This window comes from Methanolobus sp. ZRKC2 (assembly GCF_045291185.1).
Lineage (GTDB): Archaea > Halobacteriota > Methanosarcinia > Methanosarcinales > Methanosarcinaceae > Methanolobus.
On sequence record NZ_CP146980.1, the window covers coordinates 1,629,482 to 1,656,381 of the forward strand.

The 26,900-nt window shown below is 42.2% G+C and carries 20 protein-coding genes, 2 tRNA genes and 3 rRNA genes; 8 read left to right on the top strand and 17 right to left on the bottom strand.

Translation table 11 applies throughout. From position 1 onward, the window contains the following. Positions 1–2 precede the first annotated feature (2 nt). The 4 genes from V7O62_RS07655 to V7O62_RS07670 all read right to left on the bottom strand — a co-directional run bounded on the left by V7O62_RS07655 (position 3) and on the right by V7O62_RS07670 (position 4,903). Positions 3–749 carry a proteasome assembly chaperone family protein gene (locus V7O62_RS07655; RefSeq protein WP_406655659.1) on the bottom strand — a complete coding sequence of 249 codons (747 nt, stop codon included), beginning with the start codon at positions 747–749 and terminating at the stop codon, positions 3–5. A gap of 115 nt (positions 750–864) precedes the next feature. Further along, positions 865–2,070, bottom strand: a complete 1,206-nt coding sequence (locus tag V7O62_RS07660; RefSeq protein ID WP_406655660.1) for an aldo/keto reductase — start codon at positions 2,068–2,070, stop codon at positions 865–867. Positions 2,071–2,158: 88 nt separating this feature from the next. Continuing rightward, entirely contained in the window at positions 2,159–2,731 is a 573-nt protein-coding gene (locus tag V7O62_RS07665; RefSeq protein WP_406655661.1) for a TetR/AcrR family transcriptional regulator, read from the bottom strand. A gap of 300 nt (positions 2,732–3,031) precedes the next feature. Next, on the bottom strand, positions 3,032–4,903 hold the full coding sequence (locus tag V7O62_RS07670) for an AAA family ATPase (protein ID WP_406655662.1): 1,872 nt from the start codon (positions 4,901–4,903) through the stop codon (positions 3,032–3,034). A 325-nt stretch (positions 4,904–5,228) separates the two neighbouring features. On the opposite strand from V7O62_RS07670, the gene V7O62_RS07675 reads away from it, so the two are divergent. Next, the gene (locus V7O62_RS07675) at positions 5,229–5,822 is read left to right on the top strand and encodes a pyruvate kinase alpha/beta domain-containing protein (protein WP_406655663.1); all 594 of its coding nucleotides are present in this window, start codon (positions 5,229–5,231) and stop codon (positions 5,820–5,822) included. Between the two features lie 89 nt (positions 5,823–5,911). Here V7O62_RS07675 and V7O62_RS07680 read toward each other — a convergent pair whose 3' ends face one another. Then, positions 5,912–6,097 (bottom strand): hypothetical protein, encoded by a 186-nt coding sequence (locus V7O62_RS07680; RefSeq protein WP_406655664.1) that lies wholly within the window; start codon positions 6,095–6,097, stop codon positions 5,912–5,914. A 34-nt stretch (positions 6,098–6,131) separates the two neighbouring features. Then, positions 6,132–6,953: a F420-dependent methylenetetrahydromethanopterin dehydrogenase gene (locus V7O62_RS07685; protein WP_406655665.1), complete on the bottom strand. Its 822-nt coding sequence runs from the start codon at positions 6,951–6,953 to the stop codon at positions 6,132–6,134. A 199-nt stretch (positions 6,954–7,152) separates the two neighbouring features. Between V7O62_RS07685 and serB the strand changes: the two genes are divergently transcribed. After that, positions 7,153–7,818 (top strand): phosphoserine phosphatase SerB, encoded by a 666-nt coding sequence (serB, locus tag V7O62_RS07690; RefSeq protein WP_406655666.1) that lies wholly within the window; start codon positions 7,153–7,155, stop codon positions 7,816–7,818. Positions 7,819–7,887: 69 nt separating this feature from the next. Continuing rightward, the gene (locus V7O62_RS07695) at positions 7,888–8,748 is read left to right on the top strand and encodes a coiled-coil protein (protein WP_406655667.1); all 861 of its coding nucleotides are present in this window, start codon (positions 7,888–7,890) and stop codon (positions 8,746–8,748) included. Between the two features lie 52 nt (positions 8,749–8,800). Here the strand turns inward: V7O62_RS07695 and V7O62_RS07700 are convergent, their stop codons facing one another. The 3 genes from V7O62_RS07700 to V7O62_RS07710 are packed head-to-tail and all read right to left on the bottom strand — an operon-like array spanning position 8,801 to position 12,088. Next, entirely contained in the window at positions 8,801–9,946 is a 1,146-nt protein-coding gene (locus tag V7O62_RS07700) for a radical SAM protein (protein ID WP_406655668.1), read from the bottom strand. A 1-nt stretch (position 9,947) separates the two neighbouring features. Further along, positions 9,948–11,105, bottom strand: coding sequence for an NAD(P)/FAD-dependent oxidoreductase (locus tag V7O62_RS07705; RefSeq protein ID WP_406655669.1), 1,158 nt, complete (start codon positions 11,103–11,105; stop codon positions 9,948–9,950). A gap of 38 nt (positions 11,106–11,143) precedes the next feature. Beyond that, complete coding sequence (locus V7O62_RS07710) at positions 11,144–12,088, bottom strand: UbiA prenyltransferase family protein (protein WP_406655670.1); 945 nt, start codon at positions 12,086–12,088, stop codon at positions 11,144–11,146. Positions 12,089–12,369: 281 nt separating this feature from the next. Between V7O62_RS07710 and V7O62_RS07715 the strand changes: the two genes are divergently transcribed. Further along, a complete protein-coding gene (locus V7O62_RS07715; protein ID WP_406655671.1) occupies positions 12,370–14,340 on the top strand; it encodes an ATP-binding protein in 1,971 nt (656 codons plus the stop codon). A 67-nt stretch (positions 14,341–14,407) separates the two neighbouring features. Here V7O62_RS07715 and V7O62_RS07720 read toward each other — a convergent pair whose 3' ends face one another. From V7O62_RS07720 to tgtA, 3 genes are all read right to left on the bottom strand, one after another. Beyond that, positions 14,408–15,436 (bottom strand): hypothetical protein, encoded by a 1,029-nt coding sequence (locus V7O62_RS07720; RefSeq protein ID WP_406655672.1) that lies wholly within the window; start codon positions 15,434–15,436, stop codon positions 14,408–14,410. Positions 15,437–15,884: 448 nt separating this feature from the next. Continuing rightward, complete coding sequence (locus tag V7O62_RS07725) at positions 15,885–16,124, bottom strand: hypothetical protein (protein ID WP_406655673.1); 240 nt, start codon at positions 16,122–16,124, stop codon at positions 15,885–15,887. A gap of 309 nt (positions 16,125–16,433) precedes the next feature. After that, positions 16,434–17,909 (bottom strand): tRNA guanosine(15) transglycosylase TgtA, encoded by a 1,476-nt coding sequence (tgtA, locus tag V7O62_RS07730; protein ID WP_406655674.1) that lies wholly within the window; start codon positions 17,907–17,909, stop codon positions 16,434–16,436. Between the two features lie 261 nt (positions 17,910–18,170). On the opposite strand from tgtA, the gene V7O62_RS07735 reads away from it, so the two are divergent. After that, on the top strand, positions 18,171–19,193 hold the full coding sequence (locus V7O62_RS07735) for a DUF21 domain-containing protein (protein ID WP_406655675.1): 1,023 nt from the start codon (positions 18,171–18,173) through the stop codon (positions 19,191–19,193). Between the two features lie 239 nt (positions 19,194–19,432). Here the strand turns inward: V7O62_RS07735 and rrf are convergent. The 5 genes from rrf to V7O62_RS07760 form a co-directional block, all read right to left on the bottom strand. After that, positions 19,433–19,554: ribosomal RNA gene (gene rrf, locus V7O62_RS07740) — 5S ribosomal RNA — on the bottom strand. A gap of 31 nt (positions 19,555–19,585) precedes the next feature. Further along, positions 19,586–19,657 (bottom strand) — tRNA-Cys (locus V7O62_RS07745). 99 nt (positions 19,658–19,756) lie between these two features. Beyond that, positions 19,757–22,684: ribosomal RNA gene (locus V7O62_RS07750) — 23S ribosomal RNA — on the bottom strand. Positions 22,685–22,809: 125 nt separating this feature from the next. Continuing rightward, positions 22,810–22,882, bottom strand: a tRNA-Ala gene (locus V7O62_RS07755). 85 nt (positions 22,883–22,967) lie between these two features. Then, a 16S ribosomal RNA gene (locus V7O62_RS07760) occupies positions 22,968–24,442 on the bottom strand. The 16S, 23S and 5S rRNA genes sit together here with 2 tRNA genes alongside, the layout of an rRNA operon. Positions 24,443–25,153: 711 nt before the next feature. Here V7O62_RS07760 and eif1A point away from each other — a divergent pair. From eif1A to V7O62_RS07775, 3 genes are read left to right on the top strand one after another with little or no spacing between them, the layout of a single operon-like run. Then, the gene (gene eif1A / locus V7O62_RS07765) at positions 25,154–25,471 is read left to right on the top strand and encodes a translation initiation factor eIF-1A (RefSeq protein WP_406658268.1); all 318 of its coding nucleotides are present in this window, start codon (positions 25,154–25,156) and stop codon (positions 25,469–25,471) included. Between the two features lie 6 nt (positions 25,472–25,477). Continuing rightward, positions 25,478–26,275, top strand: coding sequence for a serine protein kinase RIO (locus V7O62_RS07770; RefSeq protein WP_406655676.1), 798 nt, complete (start codon positions 25,478–25,480; stop codon positions 26,273–26,275). Between the two features lie 32 nt (positions 26,276–26,307). Continuing rightward, on the top strand, positions 26,308–26,844 hold the full coding sequence (locus V7O62_RS07775) for a KH domain-containing protein (protein ID WP_406655677.1): 537 nt from the start codon (positions 26,308–26,310) through the stop codon (positions 26,842–26,844). Positions 26,845–26,900 lie beyond the last annotated feature (56 nt).

Consider the following 26,900-nt stretch of genomic DNA (forward strand, 5'->3'; position numbering starts at 1 on the left):
TATCACCCATACATCGGGAATTCCTTTCTCGGACCAGGAGGCTGTTCACTTGTTCTAATATCTTCGGCAAGCCTTTGCATCTCTACCTCAATCTTCTCAGCCTGTTCAATCAGGCTTTCTGTATCGACTTTCAGGTCATAGAGAACGTTAAGCACATCGATCACGACAGCAGCAGCTCTTGGGTCAGGATTCTGACTCCTTGTCGACCCCAGCAGGCTTATGGCAGACATGTTCCGCACAAGACATTCAGACATTATACTTCCTGAAATACCGGATATCGTGCCCATTTTGAAAAGTTCTACCTTATCCTTAATTTTCTCCAGCATATCATTGTTTGTTGCCGCACCGAAGACTTCATGGTCCTCGCTCATTGTGGCGATTCCTGCAAGAGAAACAACCTCCTTGACGTTGATAGCTTTTGCCCAGTCAAGAAAAGCCTTGCTGATATCATAGGCTACCACCGGATTTACAGGAATGTCGGACACTACCATGACAATATTATGTTCGACACTTTCGTAGATTCTTACAGGCATATTTATAAGCCCTTCATAGAGGACGGCAATAGGTGGAAAATGTCTTGAGTCCATAGAACCTTTGTATTCCATCTCCAATTCATCGATAATCTGCTGGCTTGCGATATTACCGACCAGGCCTATCCCCGGAAAGCCTTCTATTAGAACAGGATTTTCAGACTTTATTTCACTTGTGATTATCTTTACATCGTTATCATCGTAATCTGTTTCTGACAAAAAATCACCTTCCAAAAGGAACTAAGTCAACTCCCTGATAAAGATATTACACATACTACATAGATAAGAGCATCGTTTGCCCGTAAAAAACAAAAAAAAGAAAAAAAGGAATATCTCAGATATCCTTATTTGCAAGGAACATCTTCGCCATTTCTATCCTCTGATCAATATCCGGTCCCTCAAGGTCCTCTACAACGGATTCTAGAAGGGTTGGAATCTCAAGGTGCTGAGGACATTTATCAAGACATTCGCCACATTGCACACAGAGAGATGCAAATGAAGACTCATCGCCTGTCAATACACCACTCAGCCTTGCTGCATACATGAGTTTTGTTTGGTCTTCATCGCCAAACATATGCAGGCTGTTATACAATTCAAAGGAGGTAGGGATGTCGACACCTACCGGACAGGGCATACAGTAACTGCAACCTGTACAGCCGGCTTTCATGATCTCACGGTACTTCTTCTCGGATCTCTTAACAAGTTCCAGTTCGGTTTCTGTAAGGGAATCCGGGAGAGCTTCTCCTGCGATATTCAGGTTCTCTTCTACATGGGCTTCCTCGTTCATACCTGAAAGCACAACTGTGACTTCAGGATGATTCCAGACCCACCGCAGACCCCATTCTGCAGCCGTTCGCTTTACAGGAGCTTCATTCCATATCTCTTCTACAGCAGGTGGGGCCTTTCCTGCAAGGCTTCCTCCACGCAAAGGTTCCATGATGATAACCCCAAGACCCTTTGAGGCTGCATATTCCAGTCCTTCGGTTCCTGCCTGCATTTTTTCATCCAGGAAGTTGTACTGTATCTGGCAGAAGTCCCAGTTGTAGGCATCAATTATTGGCCTGAATTCATCCGGCGAACCGTGGAAGGAAAAACCGGCATTAATTATGCGACCGTCAGCTTTTGCTTTGTCCAGGAAATCAAGGATTCCGAGAGGCTTCACCTTCTCCCATAATTCTCCCGCAAGACTGTGAATGAGATAGTAGTCGATATGATCGGTGTTGAGTTTTTCAAGCTGGGCATTGAGGAACTTATCCATATCCTCCCGGCTATCAATCATCCAGGTAGGAAGTTTTGTTGCAAGTTTGACTTTTTCCCTGTAACCGTCACTAAGTGCGCGGCCGAGGAATGGCTCACTTTGGCCCATGTGATACGGCCAGGCAGTGTCTACATAGTTCACACCCTGATCTATTGCGTAGCGGACCTGATTTGTAGCTCTTTCCTCATCGATGTTTCCGTCCTCTTTCATAGGAAGACGCATGGCTCCGAATCCCAATATTGATAATTCGTCCCCGTTCTTTGGTATTGTTCTGTATAACATTCCTATTCTCCTTTTGTCCCTTTGTTCTATTTCTGATCTATAATTCATTATAATGATTGACTGGTCACTTTTTACCTATTCAAAAAAATTATTGCGGAGCCATACCTTCCCAGAGCATCCGGAATCCGTCCTCGATGATTTCATCCATATTTTCCCGGCGATCGGTACTTAGAATTAATTCCACTACAGCCCTGCTGGATTGGTAAAAGATGGCTATGTTAAGCTCCATTGAGTAATCTTTACCTTTCCCGAATCCTTCTTCTATCAGAGTGCGAATGAATTCATACTCCTTTGTTGTTTCTTCCCGGGTAATCTTTGTGATATACGGGGAAGAGCAGAATTGTCCCACAAAAAGAAATTCTTCAGGGTTGTTTACACCACAGTTGATAAAGTTCGACCATAATATCCTCATCTGGTCCTCAAAAGAAGCTTCAGGATCAAGCCCTGTTTTTACACAGGCACTTAGCCTTCTCTTGACTTCAAAATAAAGATTGTTTATGAGCTCTTCCTTGGTGGCAAAGTAGTTGAAGAGGGAACCTGTGGACACACCTGCCTCTTTTGAGATCAGTGCGGTGGAAGTACCATGAAAACCTCTTTCAGTGAAAAGTCTCAGAGCTGCATCCATTATTGCTGTTCTTTTATCTTTGACCTGATTACTCATGTTTTAACTCTCAATTATACATATTGACTAATCAGTCATGTTGTTCTTCTAATATAAAAACCTTCTTTAAGTAACAAGAAAGCAAATCAGATCTAAGGCAGAGGTTGATGAAAACACAAGTAAAGTGATCACGCATATTTTAGCCGAACATGAGGACTATAGGGAAACATCTCTTTAGCAAAAATGGCCTCTGAAGAAGGATATGAGGAGAGTGGAGAAAAATGGGTGAAAAACTACAACAAAGATATTTGAGATTTAATGGATAATGCAATTATTTTTAAATTCTTGAAAGTATATGTATTATTTTGATGATACATCCCCACTCACCAGTTGTTCAACTATTTTTTCAACAAAAGACTTTAGAAGAGAAAAATCGTTATTAAGTGCGTTATCACTAGGGTTCAACTCATCTGAAATTTTTATTTTAAATCTTTCTAGAAACTTATTGATATTAGCTTCCTTTTCATTTCTATATAGATATTTTTTTATTTGATCAAGGAAAGGGGTCTTTTCATCTAATGAAAAAGCGTCTGGATCTTTTTCAAATTCTGAATTATATTGTTCTCTGAATGTACTTTCTACAAAAGATTTTCCTAAAAGATCTTCAATAGTTCCTCCAGCTATGAGATTTGCTTCTAAATCTCTCAAAGTTAATACATTTTTTTCTGTAAAATTTCCGCCTATTCTTACTATTTTGTCTTTATATTTTCTACCTTCCTCATCATCATCTAAAATAACTAAGGGAGATATATCTTCAAAATTTAGCCTACTTGCTATAGAATCAATATTGCTGCCATGACCATTGGTTATAAGAATCGTTTCTTTGGGTTTTAATTTGGATAATATTTTTTCTATTATCTTTTTGTCAGACAAGCCTTCAACTAATAGCTTATGTGGGCTAAGAAAATCTTTGTAAACATTGATACCAAACGCATCTCGTAATACTTCATCATCAATAACTTCAGAATCTTTATTTATTTGTTGATAGATTGTGTTTTTTGCATCGTCTTTTTTGATTATAAAATTTCTTTGCCTAGTCTTTTTATCAATCATAAAACAAGAATGAGTTGCCAAAAATACGTAATTGCTATCTCCAATTCTTAATAGCTCTTTCATTATATCTCTGACTCCTGAAGGATGAAGATGATTTTCGGGTTCATCGATAAGAATAAGTCTATTCTTCATTTCTAAACTATGATTTTGTATAGATAAAGAAAGTATTAAAGAAGCAAATTGATGAAAACCTTGACTTCTCGAATTCATATTAAAAAACTTATTTTTGTTAGCTTTTCCTTTGTCCTTGACATGAACACTACACATTAGTGTTTCAGAAATCTCTATATCAATTGTTATTTCATGCTCCCAAACACTACCAAAATATTCACTTGCATTGTCTGATAGAACTGATTCTAAACCTCTACGATGGGTGTGATTTTCGCTAATCTCTTCTATTTTTGTTTTTATTTCTTCTTCGGTTTTGTAGTCACTCAGAGCAAAAATATTTTTCAAAGGAATATTTGTCGATGGATTATTTTTAAAGTCTTGAAGGTTTATTGCATCAGTTATTAAGTACTCTTTTTCTGGTTTCCAGAAAGAAACTTTACTTTCATATTTTTTAATTGTAGCTACAAGTAAATCTACCAATATGTTCCCAAGTTCCTTTTCAGTAAGTTTTTTAGCTACTCTAAATTCATCTGGGGTAAATCCACTCGAAAGCTTGATTTTTAGATCACCTGTTGATGATTTAAAATAATAGTAGTCTTTAAGATTAAAAGGTTCCCATTCAACACTATAAGTTTCTTGAAAGTAGCTATTCCCTCTTTTTAGGTATACATTTTTTGTGACATTGCTTATATTTAATAAACTTAAAAAAGCATTAGATTCAATAATTTCTTTTTCTAACACATCAAAATATGTTCTATTATTCTCAAATTCAAACTTAAAAAAAAGATCTATATATTCTTCTTTATCATTATTTTGATTGTTCAAATCTAAGAAATTGAATTCCTCTGCCGGTGTTTCCAAAAAAGACATTGCTTGCAATATGCTACTTTTACCAACTTCATTAATGCCTACAAACATTGAAGTGTAGCTATTTCCATATTTCTTTACTTTGAAAATTAAATGCGATATTGATCTAAAATTATGAATTTTTATTTCTTTTAGTAACATATTTCATGCCTTTGTAGCTTTGTCTTTCTAAAATGTTGTTTACTTAGTTTCAATTTCTATTATTTATTATAACAATTGCGACATTAGAATTCTTTAGAAATCCTCAATTGATTGCTATAAACAACCTTGGTATATCTCCTTCTTAATTCACCTAACATCAACAAAATCAAAAAAAATAAAAATAATTCCATCAAATGTATCGGAACACTGGATATCACCATTACTACATGCTTTGAGAAAATATTCTCAAGGCACAATACAAAAATAACATTATTAATATGCCATAAGCAAAGCAATTGTTTATTCTGAAATTAAAGGTGATAGGATGGAAAAATCAATAACATATTTTGACGATGTAGGCCCGGAGAATACCGAAGAACTTCTTAATGCATCTGCAAAAAGAGCAGCTGAGCTTGGAATAGAATATGTGGTGCTTTCCAGTACAAGCGGAGAGACCGCACTCATGGCGGCAGAGGCATTTAAGGACCAGGATGTAAAGATAATCGCAATCACACACCAGTACGGCCTGAAAGAGAGCGGCAAATGGGAAGTTGATGAGGAGAATCTCAAGAAATTGAATGAACTTGGAGTCGTTATGACGACCCAGTCACACATGTTCTCAGGCGTGGAACGTGCCATCCAGAAGCGTATTGGTGGTGCCAGCAGGGCAGACGTGATTTCTGATACTCTTCGTGCTGTTTTTGGAAAAGGATTCAAGGTAGCAATTGAATGTGCTATGATGGCAGCAGACTCGGGACACATACCAGTTTCAAAAGATACGGAGATAATCGCAATTGGTGGAACCCGATGGGGAGCTGATGTTTCAGTAGTACTGAGGCCTGCACATTCCTTTGATTTCTTCAGCCTTCAGGTCAGAGAAATAATTGCAATGCCAAGGGCAAAGGAAGAACCTAAGTAATCTATTCAAAAATCAACCGTTTTTCAGTGAAGCTCCAAGACCATTAATGGCCAGCTCACTGTACTTTTTAGCAGTTTATTCTGATGAACTTATTCAGAAATATCATCATCATCTTCTTCTGCAGTGGTGCTTTTATTCTTCTTCGCATCTGCATTTAACCTGGCTTTTCTGGTTTCTTTACCCATAATTACAGCCATTTTAAGAGCATAAGCAGTCAGAAGTACGAATACGGCAAAAGTTACGATGGCAATAATAAAAACGGTTACGGAGTCCATAAAAAAAGTAAGGAAAAGTACCGATTAAGGTACTTTACTGTGGTTTCTCGTAGAGAGCTGTCTTGGTCATCAGGTTGCCCTTCTTGGAGTGTGGCTGCCTGAAGACACTGTCGTTTGCTTTCTCGATCTCTCTTGCTTCGATTGCCAGCTGTGCTGCTGCACGCATCATCTCGTGACCTGCTGCTGTTGTGAGTGCAACCTGTTCGAGTTCTTTCATCATGAAGCATGCAGGGAAGTTGATCTTTGCGACCATGTCAGCCATATGGAGTGCTGCAAGACCCTTTGCCTTTGCGTATGGGTTGTTGAATCCTGCCCTTTCGACACATTTCTCTGGCTTTGCAAGGATATGTGGAAGCTCAAGCTCCTTACCTTCGTCTACCATTGCAGCAACCTTGTCAAGTTCTTCCTGGATAAGTCTTACTACACCACAGGTTGAGAGGACCTTCATTGCATCGGAGTTGAATGATGCCATCTCTACAGGGTCAAGGAACTCTGTCTTTGCACCGATGAGTGGGTCAACGGTCATGATAATGTAACCAAAGCCTGCTTCCTGGAGTGCTGCACGGTCATCCTTCTTGGTAGGACCGTCTGAAATAATGATGCATGGTACATCCTTGTAGATCTCACGAGCTGCGGTTGGACCTGGTGCACTTGAGTTAGGGCTGATCATAACGTAAAAGTCAGCATCGAATTTTTTAAGCTCCTCTGTTGCAGCAGCTTCATCTTTGCCCATTTTAGGACCGGTTCCAAAAGAACGGATGGTGATTCCTTCTCTTGCTGCGATTTCGTCCTGTACCAAATCAACAACCTGGCTCATACCAAGGTTACCTAGTTTTATAAATCCAATCTTTGCCATGTAAAATCACAGTATTGCAATGTGCGGTGTAGCATATATTACTTTTGGAATAAGGTAAGAGGACACAATATAAGCTATGATGGAGCACTGCTACAGAGCAAACTGCCCGAAAACCTTAAAAGCAATGTAACTTATTTCACATCAATCTCGGCACTTAAATGCTGTTTCATGACGGGATTTAAAATCTAGGTTTGATCAAGTGAATAATACTGACAATTCTGAAAAGAGGATCAAGTTAGTTGTTTTTGATATGGACAGTACCCTGATAGATGCTGAAACCATTGACGAACTTGCGGAGGCGGCCGGAGTAGGAGAGAAGGTGGCCATGATAACCGAAATGGCTATGCATGGAGAACTTGACTACTCAGAAGCCCTTACAGAAAGAGTGCACCTTCTTGAAGGCTTAACTCTTGAAAAGGCACAGGAAGCACTGGATAGGATGCCTTTCATGCCTGGCGCAAAAGAGCTGATCAAATATTTAAAATCCCAGGGATATAAAACTGCAATGATATCCGGTGGCTTCACCCTTGCCGCAGAACGTGTGGGTGAAACACTGGGCATGGATCATGTGGTTTCCAACGAGCTTCTGATAGACAACGGATGCATAACAGGAGAGGTCACAGGCCCTCTTACAGGAGAAGGATCAAAGGAACTTGTCCTGGAAGAGATCGCCAGTGAATATGGAATAAAACCCGAAGAGTGTATTGTAATAGGTGATGGGGCTAATGATATCTGTATCTTCAAAAGAGCCAGGTATGCTATAGCATTCAATTCAAAACCTATATTACATGAGCACGCCGACATTGTCATAACAGAAAAAAACCTTGAAGCAGTAATACCAGTGATCCAGGCACTGGACTCGTAAAGCCAGAATCGTGCATTAGGAATGCATGAAATGCCAGCTTTTTTGCTGGATCGGGAGGATAAAAAGGATATGTTGAAAGAATTAAACGACAAGAAGACTGAGCTTAAGAAGCAGTCTGAAGAATACAAGACAAAAAGAAACGAACTCAACGCAGAAGCAAGCACTTTGGCCGCAAAGCGTAACGAACTCAACAAGAAGACCAAGGACCTTATCAACGAAGCACAGGAATACAAGAAACTCCGTGACGAGAACAACGAGAAGGTAAAAGAGTATAAGGTACTTCGTGATGAGGTCAATACAAGGGCAAATGACATCTTTGCACAGATAGACCAGATCCGTAATGTTAACAATCTTGGCGGTCCTTCCATTAAGGACATACGCAAAGAGATTGACAGACTGGAATTCACACAGCAGACCGAAGTTCTTACGACAAGCAAGGAAAGAGAACTTGTCAACAGGATTACCGAACTTCAGAAGCTCTACGTTGCAAAGAAGGAACAGCTTGAAGGCAATCAGGAACTAAAAGACCTTTTGACAAAAGCCCAGGAAATAAGGGATGAGGCTTCCGAGCACCACAAGGTACTTTCCGATTATGCCCAGAAAGCACAGGATTATCACGATAAGATGATTACCACTTTCAAGGAAGCTGATAAAGTTCGTGCCGAGTCCGACGCTGCCCACAAGGATTTTGTTAAATTCCAGGAAAGCGCCGATGAGCAGCACAAACTCTTCATCGCAGCCCAGAAAGAGATCCGTGACATCGATAAAGAGATCCGTAAGATCAAGAAAGGCGATGTCGATGGTAAGAAAGAGGCTGCAAAAGCAGATGCACGTAAGGATGCCGAGGATATTTTCGATAAATTCAAGTCCGGTGGCAAGCTTACTACCGAGAACCTTATGGCTCTACAGAGATCAGGTTTCTTGAAATAATCAAAATGAAAAGGGTGATCTTTCACCCTTTTTTCAACTGTTTTATAATAAATTATTTTTCGAGTCCTAAATGGACTTTTCTAAACTCACTGTCACGCATAAGACACGGACCGGAATTGAAAACAGGGTCTTTGTATATCTTCTTCCAGACAGAACCCAGGGACTCCTCATGGATGTTACCGTATGGTTTCGGCATGCATGCACATGGGAGCACGTCACCTTCGGGGGTTACGTGAAGCCACTTTCTGCCTGCAAAGCAGCCCATCTTCCTGATTATCTGAGGTATGGGGAACACTCGTGGTCCTTCGGCATGGGAAGTTCGCTCCACAAAATCATCGAACTTTTTCAAATCTTCCGGGGAAAGAACTTCTTTTTCATGACCCTGCCACCTGCCTGTGGGAACTATCTCGTAAAAGGAAAGTTCGTGTACACCTAATTCTTTTGCGAGCTCGTAGAAGTCATCGAGTTCATCGATATTCCTGGGTGAAAGGACTACATAAATACCAACCAGGAGCCCGGCTTCCAGACCATTTTTTATGGCGTTGACTGCTTCTTTGAAAACTCCGGGTCTTCCACGCATGAAGTCATGACCTGCTTCATTTGCACTGTCAAGGCTTATACTGAGCATGGAAAGACCTGCATTCTTCAGACTCAATGCACGCTCTGAAGTCAGGCCCACACCGGATGTAAACAGACCGGGAATTGTACGTGCCTGATCGACATAACTTATGAGATCCTCAAGACCATCATAGAGCAAGGGTTCTCCCCCATCGAAGATAACCAGGGTCGTACCCAGATCCTGGGTCTGGTCAATGATTCTCCTGACAACATCCGGGCTGAGCCTTGCCTTGTTCTTAGTATCCGGCAGGGCACAGTGTAGGCACTTGTTCGGACACTCTTCAGTGATAGATATCGTGATCTGTTCCGGGACGTATTTGCCCCTCATTGCACTCATCTGGCTTGAGACAAGCCTGTCGAATGCTTTGCTGGGTATGGGAGGCATCCAGGTGGAGTATATAAGCCGGTCACCATCTACTTTGGATGGTTTTGTACCCTCGAATATCTCCATCATCTCAGAAACAAAAGAACCCATGAAAGGGGAAGCAAGACCAGAAGTCTTCATCCTGACCCGATCATTTTCTATCTGTGCGTAGACTTTGAAAAGAGGGTTCCTGTAAAAGTAGTATTTGTTCTTCATCTCATTTGTTCCTGAAGATAGCCCTGTATGAGAATATTGAAGATGGGTTATTTTTCAATATCATCTTTGATATCTGGATTGCCTGATTAAAAGGACTTCCACCGAGTACCTTGAGATCCTCACCTTCAAAAACTTTCATCATTTCGTTGATTTCCATATCAGACATCTTCCTGAGAGTCTCAAGTGCAAATCTTCCAAGATAATATTCTGTCCTGTAAGCTTCATTCCAGCGCTTCCTGTATTCTGATAAAAAGCCCTTTGAAGTGTCACCTTTTTTAATGGCATCGGCCGCGACATCACCGCACATTTGCCCTGCATGCATACCATATCCTATGCCTGACTGTGCGGCGGAACCACCTACTATCATTACACCATCTGCAACAATATCACCCGGAATGGCAGCTATTGGATCACCACCTGTAGATTTGCTGATGATCTTCACATCATCGAGTCCCTTAATTTTCTTAAACCTTTCAAGCCAGTCATCGAAGAAGTCGGAAACGTCCATTCCGTGCCTTCTAACATACATACCGAGTGTTGCCCTGTTGCCACCGCAGGGAGAATAGGTTGATTTCCAGCCAGGGGCATGGTTTCCTACATAGTATTCGAAATAATCAGGTTCACCGATACCTTCAGCTTCGATCTCGGCTTCCAGGGACCAGGCTATGTCATCCGGATATTTTATGGGCTTAAGACCAAGAAGTCCACTGATTCTTGAGTTTATGCCGTCCGAGACTATGACAAGTTTGCACTTCATCTTTCCCTTTGAGGTGCTTAGCAAAAAACTGCCTTCAGACCTGAGGACGTTGAGAACTTCTATTCCGAAGCGAACGTCTGCGCCTGCATCTTCAGCCTGTTTTATGTAGAATTCATCGAATTTCCTGCGATCAAGGAAGTAAGCTTCTCCCTCGAAAATAACGTTCCTTCCAGAGGGTGTTATTATGTAGGCTCCTTTGAGGTTCTTGATTATATAGCTCTGGTCAACTTCTTCTCCTGTACGGTCAAACATTCCCTTGAAGAAGGTGTTTGCCGGGTGGGTTGGAACGCCTGCTGCTTCCTTCCTGTCGAGTAGTATGACCTTGCAACCTTTGGCTGACGCATTCCTTGCAGCCATGACTCCCGCAGGGGAAGCCCCTATTACAATGATATCCGCGTCCATGTTGAGCCTCATTCAAATTTGTCATTCATTATTATCATTTACCAGAGTATGCCGGAATATGCCGGGACAAGTACCAGGAGTATTACATCAATTATGAGTGAACCGAACATGACACCCCTGTATCTGGAACCCTGAAGGAACAATCTTCCCCCACGATCAGGTGTCGGGTTCTTTATGAAATCGAATGATTGTATGAGTATCCACCCACCTGCAAGCAGTGCACCGGCAAAAAATATCGGGCCAAGCTGTGCTGTGATTCCGATTGCAATGGAGGCAATTACTCCTATAATCCACATGAGGGTTACGAATTTAGCTGTCGCAGGGACACCGAATGTTACTGGAAATGTTGGAGCACCTCTTGCACGATCTCCTTCTACATCCCTGGCAACTCCTGAGAGTGTAAAGCCCCAATCGGTAAAGCACATCATCAAAAATAAAAAGATGGCAGAAAGTGGTAGTATTGAACCATAGGACGGTTCCTTGAGAATACCGGCGGGGTCGAATGCAAGCCAGATACCTATTGGAACAAGGCCGTAGGCAATACCTACAGGCACAAAACTCAGGAATGTGGCCCTTTTAGCTATGGCCGAATAGACACTGATTGTTGCGACAGCTATCAGAAGCACCACGAAGGACTCGGGATTCAGGTAAAGCGCAGCCGCACCTGCAACCAGGAACAGGAAAAGCGCATATTTGAGCGCCTGATCCCGCGAAAGCCGGTTGGATACCAGTGGACGATTTGGAAGGTTAATCTCATCGATGTCCATATCACAGCAGTCATTATACACATAAGAACTCGTGATCGCTGCGTAACCACCGATGATCGCGATTATGAAAGGTATCAACGGAGGGAAAGCCCCTGTAGCAAGGTAGGCTGCCAGCAGGGCACTGGCCGCAGGAAGAGCAAGATCCATGTCGGCAATCTCAGGCCTGAGAAGCTCGACATAAGGATTCCTAGTTTTTGATTCGGAAGTGGAAACCACGTTATCACCAGTAAGTTATAGCCTCCTAATTTTCGGTATTGTATATTTAGTTTTGGAGAGAGGTGGGAAAATGTGGAGGGAGTTTTGTATTCTTCTGAGATGTGCACCTACAAATTCATGTATTCAAAATAACTTAATTGAGATTATCGAAAACAGTAAGAAATTAGAATATTTTCACTCGAACGATATCAAAAAGTATTTTATTTATACTGAAAAGTAATATTACTTACAAAATAGTACAAATAAATGTTATCTTTCTAAATAAATACGTGGTTGTTATCATGTTTGAAAACGAATCCCAGCCTAACTTATTTAATCCTCGATTTAGCAGTCGTTTTTTTGAAAACTATGCAGGGAAAATGATTAGTGATCCAAAAGTAGCAATCATAGAGCTAGTAGCTAATGCTTGGGATTCAGGGGCAACAGAGGTAAGAATTATTTGGCCGGTTCATCCTGATGTTTTTTTTGAAATATCTGATAATGGTTGTGGAATGACAAAAGATGAATTCATAAAAAGGTGGAGTGAATTCAACTATAATCGAATAAATGTACAAGGGTCAACTGCCAAGATAATAGGAATAAATGCGAATATTGAAAGACAAGTTTTTGGCAGAAATGGAAAAGGAAGACATAGTTTGTTTTGTTTTTCCAAGAAGTATAAAGTTGAAACTTGGAAAGACAGCACAAAATCTGTTTTTACTGTGACAATGTCTTCGGGTGATGCTCCTTACAAGATTGAATTAGTAGAGCAAACTAATCATATTGGGAATGGCACGAGAATATCAACAAACTTCAGTACCAATCTGGAAGAAAAAAAATGGCTTGAAGTAGATGAAATCAAAGAGTTAATTGGTACAAAGTTCATCGTAGATCCAACCCATTTTAAGATATACATCAATGATGAACTAATTCAACATTCTGACATCTTAAAACATGCAAAAGAGTATGAGTATGAATTGCCTAGTTATGGCAACATTACACTATATTTAATCGATAGTAAAGTTGTTGGCAGAACTACTAAACAACATGGTGTTGTATGGTGGGTAAATGGTAGATTAGTAGGTGACCCTTCCTGGAAAGATTTTAAGGGTAGTTTTCTTGACGGAAGAAGCAGCGAAGCAAGAAGATATACAATAATTGTAAAAGCTGACATTTTGGTAGATGAAGTAAAAGATGATTGGACAGGTTTTAATGAAACAGAAAAAGTGAAAATAGTACAAGAAAGTATCAACACTTTCATTCTTGAAACAATTAGTGATTTAATGCAAGATGTACGTAGGGAAGAAAAAATATCTATCCTTGAATCCCAAAGACGAACACTTAAAGAGTTAAGTACACCTTCAAGAAATGCTATTGGCAGCTTCATTACTCAAGTCCAGCAGAGATGTCCAACCATAAAAACAAGCCACTTGGAGAATGTTGTTGAAGTTCTAGCAAGTATGGAGAAAAGCAAATCTGTATACAAATTATTAAAGCAACTTTCAAATATGAGTCCCGATGATATGGACTCCCTATCTCATATTTTAGATGAATGGGACATTATGGATGCAAAATTGGTTTTAGACGAACTTAAGAAAAGACTGGATTTGATAGAGCAACTTGATGATATAGTTGAAAATTCTAAGACAAACGAGTTGCATGAGTTGCAACCTTTATTTGAATATGGATTATGGATATTTGGTCCTGAATATGAAAGTATCGAATTTTCATCAAATAAATCTTTGGCAACGGTCTTAAAAACACATTTTAATGTAGATGACACAACCACTCTTAAAAACCCACGACAGAGACCGGATTTTGTAGTCCTACCCGATTGCTCTTTTGGTATTTATAGTAGTGATAAGTATGGCGAAAACGGTGAAACTGTAGAGGTCTGCGGAACTTCCAAAGTTTTGATAATTGAATTAAAAAGAGGGGGTTCTACAATCACACTTGACAATATATATCAAGCTAACAATTATGCCACAGAAATCATAAAATCTGGTAAAATTGAACACGACACTTCAATAGTATGTTATGTCCTAGGAACAAAAGTAGATCCTATACTTAAATCTATGGAGATGGGATCAATAACAATTCATCCACGTTCCTTCAGTTTAGTATTACGTCAAGCGCATTCAAGAACATTTAAATTAATGGATAAAATTCGAAAGAATAAGAATATAGAGTATGATAATGACGAAGAAGTTGAAGAAGTTCTTAAGCAGAAAGGATTTGAAGACTTTGAGTCATTATCAGTGCCAAATGATTAATTAAACTCGGTATCTTCTTTATAAAAGTACATATTTTCACACAAACTATTTGTTCAGCAGAAAAATATTACTTGGTTCTTTTTCTCATATTCAAGATTGTGTAACCCCAGTGCTTGTGGAGCTGTTCGACTTTAATTAAATTTTTGCCGGAAATTAAACTACCAACTAGTGGAAGATTTGAAATTACACTTTCAACTATGACTTTATATTTGTTGTCTTCAATGTTGTCTAATGCTAGATTCCACAACTCATCTCTAAGGTTTTGCACTGCCTCTTGAATATTATAATCATCGTTATCGATATTTAGTGATGCTTCTTCAATTTTGCTTCTCAAATGAGGTAAGCTTCTTAAATTACGTATAGCACTAATTTCTTTAAAATCCAAGCTATCAAAATTTGGGACTTCATAATTTAACAATTGATCAATAATATTATGTTTTGAATCTATTCGCTTAAAATCATCAAGTTTTCTCTCAATATAATAAGAATATTCTTGTGTTATTATAGAAGAATCCATCAAATAAGAAGCCATTATGTCTTGACTCATCATATTAAGTAAACCCGGATAATTACTTTCATCATCAGGAAATAGTGCAGCTTTTCTTGAAATAGAATCAATTTCCTCTTTGTCCGTGTATAGATTCCCTCTTTCTTTGAGAGTTTGATATTCTTCACTATCAAATTCACTAATCCATATGTCTACTGTACTAACAATTTCAACATGCCCTTTTTTATACAAGTCAATTAGAAAACTCGAAGCATTGAGATCAATAGGATACATATATTTCAAAATGTCTTCATCATTTTCCAAATTATCAAGAGGAAATCCTATAACTAATTCCCTAAATGTATTCACATCGAATATAAATTTGTCATACAAAAGAGAGTTAGTCTTAACTTGCCATGAATTAATACGCGAAGGATAAGACCCACGTCCAAAATAACATTTAGTTTCCAAATTTTTAGGATTGTTTACTTGCCTATAATCTGAAATAGCAATTTTATCCCAGATGTCATTGAAATTCCTATAATTTTTGATGAAGGCTTCTTTGTAATCATCGGTGATATCAGCAACATTAATAAATTCTATATGCACAATTATCCCTTATTTAAAAAGCTAAACGTTTGCCATCAAATTTATAGATTTCTTCACTATTAGAATAAGCTTTTATGCCTCTTTTAATGAGAAATGCACACATAGTATTAATAAAAACATTATAAATATCAATAGTACAGTTCACTTTTTCAGTCGTCGCTTTGTTTTTCTCTTAAAATTTTATAGATAGACTACTTTAAATTTGATTGTACTTGTGAATCTCCTAATACAGCTTTCACAACCCTCACATTCCCCAATCTCCCCAGCTTCTCAACCAGCCGTTGCTCAAAGCTCTCCTGTACAAAAAAAGTAAACTTCGCTTCCGGATTCAATTCCACGAGCCTGACGGCATTAAGATATGCCTGTTCAGGGAACTCGACATCATTAGCTTTGAGTCTTCTGAATATCGGAAATACCTACAAGGCCAAAAAAGAAAATCAATACTTTATCATTTTAACTTATGTTTCTGCCTCTCGTATTTTGCCATCAGGTTGGAACCGATCGTGTACAAAAGGATCACAAAACCCAGCCAGATGAAATGCCCTCCTGTTTCAGGCATATCCAGATACTTCAAGGCCAAACCAATACCAAAGATCAGCAGACTCACCATGCCTATCTTTTTATTCCTTCTCACAGTTTCATCATAGATCTGTTTGTGTACAAGGTACTCCTTTTTTTCATCTTTCACATTCTCACAACCGTTGACAGGTAGTTTATAGAGCCGATGCTCAAAACTCTTTTGGCAAACATAACTTCTGTCAATTTGTATATTGCTTGGAAAAATGTGAGTTAACCTGAATGCTAATAACATAGGAATGTTGACATCATGAATTATTAATTTCTGTTTACCAGATATTGGTATAGAACCAATGCCTTTAATTCGCCTCCCCCTCAGCAAGTTCCCATATCCTGCTGAGGAGGAAGGTTGGTCACAACCTCCGGTAAAAGAAATATGATGCCTCTGTTAGCCATGATATCAATATCTAAATATCCAAAATCACTCGCTTTTCGGATAGACCACCGTGAAGTTATCCATTTCCTCCAGCTTCTCCACCAGCGAATGAGCGAATCTCTCCTGCATAACAAAAGTAAACTCCGCTTCAGGATTCAACTCCACAAGCCTAATAGTATTAAGATAAGCCTGCTCCAGTGATTCATAATCAGGAGTTCTCACAACCTCTGCATTGAGCGGATATATCTCTGCAAGTTCCTGGGGATATGCACCAAAGGGAGGCTTAAAGATAAGCACATTGTCATACTCTTTCTCGGACTTTACCGGAGTTGAGCGTATCAGGGTCGAGCCGGTGATAGTGAACCTGTCCAACTGCTTTGCAAAGCGCAACACCTCGGGACGTTTTGAGGATTCCGGGCCGCAGTAAAAGAAAGTAGACTTGGATGCCGGATCAAGCTCCTCGATCCTGGGTGAATAAGTGTACATCTGCTTGAGGGCTTCAAGCATGCGTGGGTGAGAACGGCATCGTTGCTCAACTAGTTCCAGGAGATTGCCCTCCCATATAGCCTGCTTGACCTCACGTACCTCTTCGAAGGTAACATAGAGGTTGTGCCTTGCCAGCAGTTCGGTGCAGTTGTGGGCTTTCTTCAATTCCTCAGCCGTGTGGTTCATGCACACAGGGCAGGAGCAGGGCAGGTATTTCAGATCGTCAACATGGTAGGTGCCTCTGGAGGTGATGTAGCGCCTGTCTTTAGCATATAGGGCATAGGCTGCCGAGTCAAAGAGATCACAGCCAAGGGCCACGGCTAAAGCAAACATCATTGGATGGCCTGCACCGAAGAGATGCACCGGAGCAGTCGGATCAAGTCCTTTCTTGGAAGATGCTATGACATCCACCAGGTCTGCATAGCGATAGGACTCCATGAGTGGGACAACAGCCCCGAAAGGATAGACATCGAAACCGACTTCAGACAAAGTTCTTGCGCATCTTTCCCTGAGTTCTGGATAAGTGGAACCCTGCACAGGGCCTGCAAGAAGCATGCCGTCTTCTTCTTTGACTAACTCACGGGCTGCCTTCAGGCGGTCTATGGTTGTTTCGAGTTCCTCTTCAGCGCGCCTGAAGTGTACATCAGGAGGAGTAGGAATATCCAGGGGAACACCTATATCGGTGCCTATCTTTTTCTGGAAATCAATGATCATCTCGTTTGTGACCTCAACCTCACCGTAAACTGATAGCTGGAATGAACCGGAATCGGTCATGATCGGGCCGTCATAGTCGAGAAGAGCATGTAAACCATCTTTGAGTGCTTTTTCGCGCAGCTCATCCTTACGGAAGATAATGTATGAATTAGTAATGAGTATCTCTGCCCCGAAATCCTTCATTTCGGAAGGTTTGATAGTCTGGAGATTGGGATTGATAACAGGCATGACAGTTGGTGTTTCAACTACACCGTGCGAAGTTGCCAGCCTTCCGATGCGGCCTGCCGCATCCTTATGAATAATATCGAATCTTGATGACATGTAGGGGGTAGATAAAAGTGAAGATATATGTAACTTCTCACTTCATATGGTTGTTGAAAATGCAGAGAAGCTTTAAACTGAAGAAAGTAATATGAATTAGCACATCCATATGGTGAGTGTTTAAGAGAATAAACATGCTTGCTATCAGGGTATTTCAGGAATATTTTGAAAATAGAAATAATAGTAAACTGCTAGCCAGCTTAAAAAATTAAGTGTTTGAAAACATATTGCCATGCATCTTTTACATTACAGCTGAACCATATGATATCGATTACCTGGATATTTATTTTACTATGTCTTGCTCAGTCGGCGATTTTTTCCGGTCTCACTATTGGCCTCTTCGGGCTGAGCCCTTTAAGACTTGAGATTGAGGCAGAACTAAAGAATCCTTATGCATTGAAAATTCTGAACCTCAGGAAAAAATCCAACTATCTCCTGGCTACACTCCTTTGGGGAAACGTTGGAATTAACGTATTGCTGACACTCCTGACAGATACTGTTATGACAGGTGCTGCTGCATTTTTATTCTCAACTGTGGCAATAACCTGTTTTGGGGAGATAATGCCTCAAGCGTATTTTTCACGTAATGCCCTGAAGATGGGAGCATACCTGACGCCTCTTATCAAATTCTATGGAGGACTTCTATACCCGGTTGCAAAACCCTCAGAGATAATTCTTGACTGGTGGCTGGGAAAAGAGCAGGTGCATTACTACAAGGAGAGGGCCTTCAGAACCATGTTACGCAAGCATATGAAATCTGCATATTCGGATATTGACAGGTTTGAAGCTATCGGTGCATTGAATTTCCTTTCAATAGATGACCTGGGCATCAAGAAGGAGGGAACACCAATACATCCCCTGAGCATTATACGCCTACCGTTTAGCAACGGCTTGCCAGTTTTCCCTGAACTGGATAGTTATTATGGAGAACAACTGGTCAATCAGATAGCAGCCTCCGGCAAGAAGTGGGCCATAGTTATCAATGAAAAAGACGAACCACTGATTGCTATCGATTCAGATGGTTTTTTGCGGGGGACAATGCTTGTTGACAGGCATTTTGAACCTCACAGATACTGTCATCATCCCATAGTTGTGTCAGACCCTGAAGAAAAGATAGGGAATGTGATAAACAAGCTTAAGGTATATCCAATTGATTCAGAGGATGATGTCATCGATGAAGACCTGATACTTTACTGGAACAAGGATGATCCTGAGAAAAAGATCATTACAGGATCTGATATTCTAGGGCGACTGCTACGAGGATTGGTTATTAGGGTTGAATAAATCCCTTTTAGCCAACCTTTCATTCAGGAATTTTGAACATTGTTACAAGCGCAAAGGATTGATGCCGCCATAGAGAATGAATTAATCTTACACTTTGCGTTCTCATATATCATGTTAATTGAATTACAAAGGAAGAAAAATGTCTTTTTAAAAGAGAAATAAAAAAGAGCTTCTGCTCTTATTCTTCTGGATAATGCTGTAGAAAAAGTAGTAGTGATAGTAGTAAAGGTTAGTAAGTGAGCCAGCAGCGATCCATAGTTCCCGAAGACTCGCGTACTTCAGTACAATATGGAACGCTGGCAGACTTATCTTCTGTGTTCGGAAAGGGTACAGGAATTGCCCTGCCGCTATGGCCGCCAGACTCACTTACGATGAATTTTTTTTATAGGTAAAGCCAAGGTCCGGATTCGAACCGGAATGGAATCGCTCTGCAGGCGATTGCGTAGCCGCTCCGCCACCTTGGCGTTTTGAGCGATAAATTATTGGGACCATTATGTTAAATACTTTACCTTTTGATCTTGTATAATTTGCATGTACATATCAGATTTCGCCTGGACAAAGTAAGGTAGATAGGCACGGATGGTTAGTAGCCGCGGACTGAACACCTCGTTGCCTTGGTGCTTACATCCCGACCCTATCAAACCGATCTTCTATCGGAACCCTTAATGCAGTCTCTTTTCAGGTCAGATTTCGAGCTTAGATGCATTCAGCTCTTATTCCTTAGCGCGTAGCTGCTCGGCGATGCCTTGTCAGACAACCGATACACCAGAGGCGCCGCTACCCTGTTCCTCTCGTACTAAAGGTAGCTTACCCTCAGACCACGTACACCTCTAGTAGATAGTAACCGACCTGTCTCACGACGGTCTAAACCCAGCTCACGATCTCCTTTAATAGGCGAACAACCTCACCCTTGGCCGCTGCTGCACGGCCAGGATGGAAAGAACCGACATCGAAGTAGCAAGCTGCCGGGTCGATATGTGCTCTTGCCGGCAACAACTCAATTATCCCCGAGGTAACTTTTCTGTCATTTTTGGCCCGCACCAAGCGGGACACAAAAGTTCGCTAGAACCGACTTTCGTCTCGTCATCCACTACTGTGCTGAATAACGTCAGGCTGACTTATGCTCTTGCACTCTTCAGTGGGTTTCCGACCCACTTGAGTCAACCTTTGTGCGCCCTTGATATCTTTTCAAGGGCGTCCCGCCCCAGGCAAACTGCCTACCTATCGGGGTCCTCCTCGCGGAGTTAGGATCGTAATCTCAGAAGGGTAGTGTCCCAATGGCGACTCCATCGATGCTGGCGCACCGACTTCGATGTCTCCTACCTACACTGTACATCCAAGATCACAACCCAACGACAGGCTGCAGTAAAGCTCTACGGGGTCTTCACTTCCCCCTAGAGGTCTCTAGACTGTGCACTAGAAAGTAAGCTTCACCGGACTCTGGCTAGGGACAGTAGAGCTCTCATTGATCCATTCATGCAAGTCGCCAATTAAGCGACAAGGTACTACGCTACCTTAAGAGGGTCATAGTTACCCCCGCTGTTTACAGGCCCTTCGTCCCGTTGAACCGGGTTTTCAGGTACCTGCACTGAGCAGGATTCAGAGATCGTACTAGCCTTTTCAGGTTTGCGATCTCCTATGTTGATATTAGACAGTTAGAGCTCTCTTGTCACTGCGACCTGCTGTCTTCACAGCAGGCACTCCTTCTCCCGAAGTTACGGAGCTAATTTGCCGAATTCCCTTAGCCAAAATATTCCGACACGCCTTAGCCTTTTCAGCTAGGGGCACCTGTGTCAGTTCTCGGTACGGACATCTGACTCCCTTTTCACGGGTTCCCGGGTGCAGTTGATTTTCACCATAACACATTCGTCTGCTTCTCGCCATTACGGCTCTCCACAGATTTAGGTGCTTAGACGGCGCGACGACGCCGCTCAACCTGCCCAAAAACGTCGGTTTTAATGTCAGATGGTACAGGAATATTAACCTGTTTCCCTTTTGATGTACTCGGATTACGGTACAACTTAGGACCGACTAACCCTCGGCTGACGATCATTGCCGAGGAAACCTAGCCCCTTCGGCGGATAGGATTCTCACCTATCTATGCTGCTACTATTACCAGGATTTTCGTTTCCGCACGGTCCACAGGACTTCACAGCCCTGCTTCTGCCCGAACGCAACGCCTTCCTACAAGATCACCTTTCGGTGCTCCGTGGTATCGGTGGTCGACTTGAGCCCCGTCCATTTTCGGGGCCCTAAACCTCGACTGGTGGGCTGTTACGCACTCTTTAAAGGATAGCTGCTTCTAAGCTAACCTTCCAGCTGTCTAGGGCTTAGGACGCCCTTTAGTATTAACACTTAGTCGACACTTGGGGACCTTAACCACGGGCTGGGTTGTCTCCCTTACGGACTACAAGCTTACCCCGGTAGTCCGGACTCCGACTTTCTATGACGACGGTGGTTTTGGAGTTTGACAAGAGAGTGAGGAATTTCTTCCCCAGGATCTCCAATCAGTGCTCTACCCCACCGACTATCTCCAGTCAGGTCATGCTACGACATGTTTCGGAAGGAACCAGCTGATGCCGGGTTAGATTAGCCTTTCACTCCGAGACGCAGGTCACACGAATGATTTGCAGATCAATACCGCTTGCGGTCCTCCACGTAGCTTTCGCCACGCTTCAACCTGCCCACGCCTAGATCACCCGGCTTCGGGTCGTATCATAATGACTCCACGCACTTGTATACGCCGCTCCTCACCTTGCGGTTGCGAGCATGTTGCTTTCGCTTCGGCTTCCTAAGTAAAAAGTTAGCCATCGCCATTTTGATACACTCCCTGGCCCGTTCTTCAAAACGTAAGATATGACATCGGCAATGACACTCGTACTGCAGCCTCGCGACTGTTTCCTTCGTGTCAAAGATCCTTTCATGCCATATCGCTCCATCGCTTCCAGGTTTCAGGCACTTTTAACCTCCCTTTTTGGGGTACTTTTCAGTTTTCGGTCACCCTACTAGTTCGCTATCGGTCTCAAGAAGTATTTAGTTTTGGAAGTTGGTGCCTCCCAAATTCGCGCGAGAATTCCGACCCACGCTACTCAGGCTACATCCCAGATCCTTTGATTAATACCTACGTGACTTTCACACTCTTTGGTCTAACGTTCCAGAAAAGTTTGATTATAATCAAGTGGGATCTTTAGGAAAAGCCTATAACACCACATCTCCCACATGTTACCAGTGGGATTCAGTTTGAACTTTACCGTGTTCATTCGCCATTACTAACGGCATCTCTTCGATTTCTTTTCCTGCCCCTACTAAGATGTTTCAGTTCGGGGCGTTCCCGATCATTACTGATCAATGCGCAAAACGCATTAGGAAGACCCATTAGGAAATCTCAGGTTCATCGGTTCCATGCACCTACCCTGAGCTTATCGCAGCTTGGCACGTCCCTCATCAGCCCTTGAGCCGAGCCATCCACCTGAAAGCATAATTACCAGAGTCCACCTCACTTTATCCAGTGAGCGTCTGATATATGCATGCTTATACATGATCTCATTATGTTCAACATGGGGTTGTTGAACACTTCATCCTTCCCGGGCAAAATTACTTGCCTGGTGCACTTAAATGGACTTGCTGGGATTCGAACCCAGGGCCTTCGCCTTGCAAAGGCGACGATCTTCCAACTGATCTACAAGCCCTTGAGCGTCCCGCTTGTTTGATGGATTTGACAGTTATTCGATTTCTGACCGGTTAGTGGTGATAGACTTTGTGCCTATCTTGCTTAGGAGGTGATCCAGCCGCAGATTCCCCTACGGCTACCTTGTTACGACTTAACCCCCCTTGCGAAATTTAGGTTCGAACACGGCACAAAATCCGTGCCCTCACCCATACCTCACTCGGGTGGTTTGACGGGCGGTGTGTGCAAGGAGCAGGGACGTATTCACCGCGCTATATTGAAACGCGATTACTACGGATTCCAGCTTCACGAGGGCGAGTTGCAGCCCTCGATCCGAACTAAGGCCGGGTTTATGAGATTACCAACCCCTTTCGGGGTAGGAGCCCATTGTCCCGGTCATTGTAGCCCGCGTGTAGCCCTGGAGATTCGGGGCATACTGACCTACCGTAGCCCGCACCTTCCTCCGCTTTAGCAGCGGCGGTCCCCACAGAGTACCCATCATCCCGAAGGATATGCTGGCAACAGTGGGCACGGGTCTCGCTCGTTGCCTGACTTAACAGGATGCTTCACAGTACGAACTGACGACGGCCATGCACCTCCTCTCAGCGATTCAGGTAAGACCTTCAGCCTGACCTACATATTGCTGTCGCCCCAGGTGAGTTTTCCGGCGTTGAGTCCAATTAAACCGCAGGCTCCACCCGTTGTAGTGCTCCCCCGCCAATTCCTTTAAGTTTCAGCCTTGCGGCCGTACTTCCCAGGTGGCTCGCTTCACGGCTTCCCTGCGGCACCTGAAACGGTCGCACCATCCCAGACACCTAGCGAGCATCGTTTACGGCTGGGACTACCCGGGTATCTAATCCGGTTCGTGCCCCCAGCTTTCGTCCCTCACCGTCGAACCCGTTCTGGTAAGACGCCTTCGCCACTGGTGGTCCCACAAGGATTACAAGATTTCACTCCTACCCCTGTAGTACCTCTTACCTCTCCCGGTTCCAAGTCTGACAGTATCCCCCAGAAGCCTAACAGTTAAGCTGTCAGATTTCCCGGAAGACTGATCAAACCGGCTACGGACCCTTTAGACCCAATAATAGTGATTACCACTCGGGCCGCCGGTGTTACCGCGGCGGCTGGCACCGGTCTTGCCCGGCCCTTGCTATCACATGTTATTTATACATATGGACAGCCAACATAATATGCTGGCACTCGGTGTCCCCTTATCGCGGTTTCCCGCATTGTAAAGATTTCGCGCCTGCTGCGCCCCGTAGGGCCTGGATTCATGTCTCAGAATCCATCTCCGGGCTCTTGCTCTCACAACCCGTACCCGTCGTCGGCTAGTAGGTACATTACACCCACTACTACCTGATAGGCCGCAGATCCATCCTAAGGCACCGGAGCTTTTAACCACAGAACATTCCAGTATCTATGATTTATCCGGAATTATCCCCAGTTTCCCGGGGTTATGCCGGACCTTAGGGCAGGTTATCCACGTGTTACTGAGCAGTACGCCATGTTCACGAAGAACATTTGACTCGCATGGCTTAATCGCACACCGATAGCAGTAACCTCTGGCAGGATCAACCAGAATTGTTGATCACACACAAAGTTTTGGAAGTCATTTTAAGGAATCGATTGGAGAATTCTATTTGAGAGAATTTCCTATGCACATAGTTTGGTTAATTCCTTATTGTAGTATATAATACACTACCGGTCAGAATTAACCGAACTGCCAAATCCAACGTCAGACAGGAAATAACTCCTGCCTCCACATAATAAGGCGGTGATTGTAAGTGTTTCTCGCATTTCGCGAGGACCCCTAAAAGACCGCAATCGTATATATACCTTCCGACCGGCTTGGCCGAAGGAGTTGACCGCATCTTTTACGAAGCCATTTCCGCACGCGGACGCGCGGAGATTCACAAAGGCTGCAATCGTATATATACCTTTTCATTTCGAACAATGAAAGGCAAAGATTGTCAGCTTTTGACGAATGTAAACGACAATAATCACATTTCCACTCGGATTTTAACTGTTAGTTTTAATCCGATATAAGATTTGTGATTTATCATAAATTTTGCAAAACCCAGCTCAGTGATGCATCCTAAGCATGCACACAAGCCACCTTTGCAGGGATACCTACATAAACACACTGCTATATAAGTATTACGGATTTAATTAATTTAATAACTATAAAAAAAGCAGCAGCGCAAAACAGTAGCGTTTACATAACATTTAACAACATATGAGACATAGCATACTCAAAATCAAGAAAAGATCGAATTCAATAGAGGAATCATAACTGCAGAAGAAGAAACGAGCCAAAAATACAAATGCACCTACCGTTACCAGAGTAAGGACACCACGCAAAGAAAAAGGAGAAGTACTTGCAACAGTGGAAAGCATGCTCGGAGCGAACCGTGTCAGACTAAGATGTATGGATGGTGTCGTACGCATGGGAAGAATACCAGGCTCAATGAAGAAGAGAACATGGATACGTGAAGGTGACATTGTCATAGCAGTTCCATGGGAATTTCAGGATGAAAAAGCAGACGTAATCTGGAAATATACCCGCCCGCAGGTAAACTGGCTGGAACGTAAAGGATACCTTAAAGGTTAAGTCATCATGAAAAAAGAAGTTACTAAAAGGGTGCAGCGTATCGACACCAAAGTTGACAAAATGCGCATGCGGCGCAAAGACACTGATACACTCAAAGTAAAAGAGAATGTATTTGACGAAGCCACCCTAAAAGCCCTTTACACAGCATCCCACAGGGGAGTTCTCAATGCTATCGGAGGCTCCATCAGTACAGGAAAAGAAGCAAATGTATTCCTGGGAGAAGGAAAAGATGGGGACATCGCAATAAAGATATACAGAATATCATCAAGCACCTTCAACTCAATGGAAGAATACATCCTTGGAGACCCAAGGTTCCGCAATGTCAGGCATGCAAAAAAAGATATCATCTTTGCCTGGACAAAGAAAGAACACCGCAACCTCACACGTGCAAAAGAAGCAGGCGTACGTGTTCCAAAGCCCATCTATGCCGAACGCAACATACTCATTATGGAGTTTATGGGAGAAAACGAGAAACCTTACCCTCTTTTAAAAGACATAACCCTTGATTCGGAGAATGCAAAACTTATTTTTGATACTATTGTCAGATATCTGGAACTTCTTTATGTCAAGGCAAATCTCGTGCATGGCGATCTGAGCGAATATAATATAATAGTGAACCCACGTACAATGGAACCCATTCTTATCGATATGGGTCAATCCGTAACACTTGAACATCCAAAAGCAAGAGAATTCCTGATACGGGATATAGAGAACATAATGCGTTTCTTCAAGCGTTACGGAATAGAAGGGCAAGCAGAAGAGCTTTACCTAACCATGAAGGAAATAAAACAAGAGAACAAATAGAGTATCATAATTATTTAAACGGTAGATTCACCATGACACATGTAAAAGTTCCCAAAGACAGAATTGGTGCCATTATCGGCCCGAAGGGAAGCGTTAAGCAATTGATAGAAACGAAATCAAGTGCGGAGCTTGATATTGACAGTGAGAGCGGAGTTGTGGAAATAATCCCAGGAGATGATCCGGTGGGCGCTATGCGGGCAACAGAAGTTGTTAATGCCATAGCACGAGGATTCAACCCGGACAAAACGATGTCCATGCTCGATGATGACCTCATTATGCTTGAAGTAATAGACCTTTCCAAGACAGCCAGCACACAAAAAGACATGCTTCGTCTAAAAGGGCGGATAATAGGCAAGGGAGGTAAAACAAGAGAAATTACCGAAAGGCTCATCGGAGTAAAAATATCCGTTTACGGAAAAACTGTCAGCATAATCGGGAATCCGGAGCAGATACAGATAGCAAGAACAGCTATTGAAATGCTTGTCGAAGGCGCACCCCACGGAACTGTATATAGCTTCCTTGAGAAAAAAAGACAGGAACTACTCCAATCCCAGCTTGATTATTACTAATCCTAAAATTATATTTTAACAAAAATATTTAAATGTCTTGAAATGAATATAACACC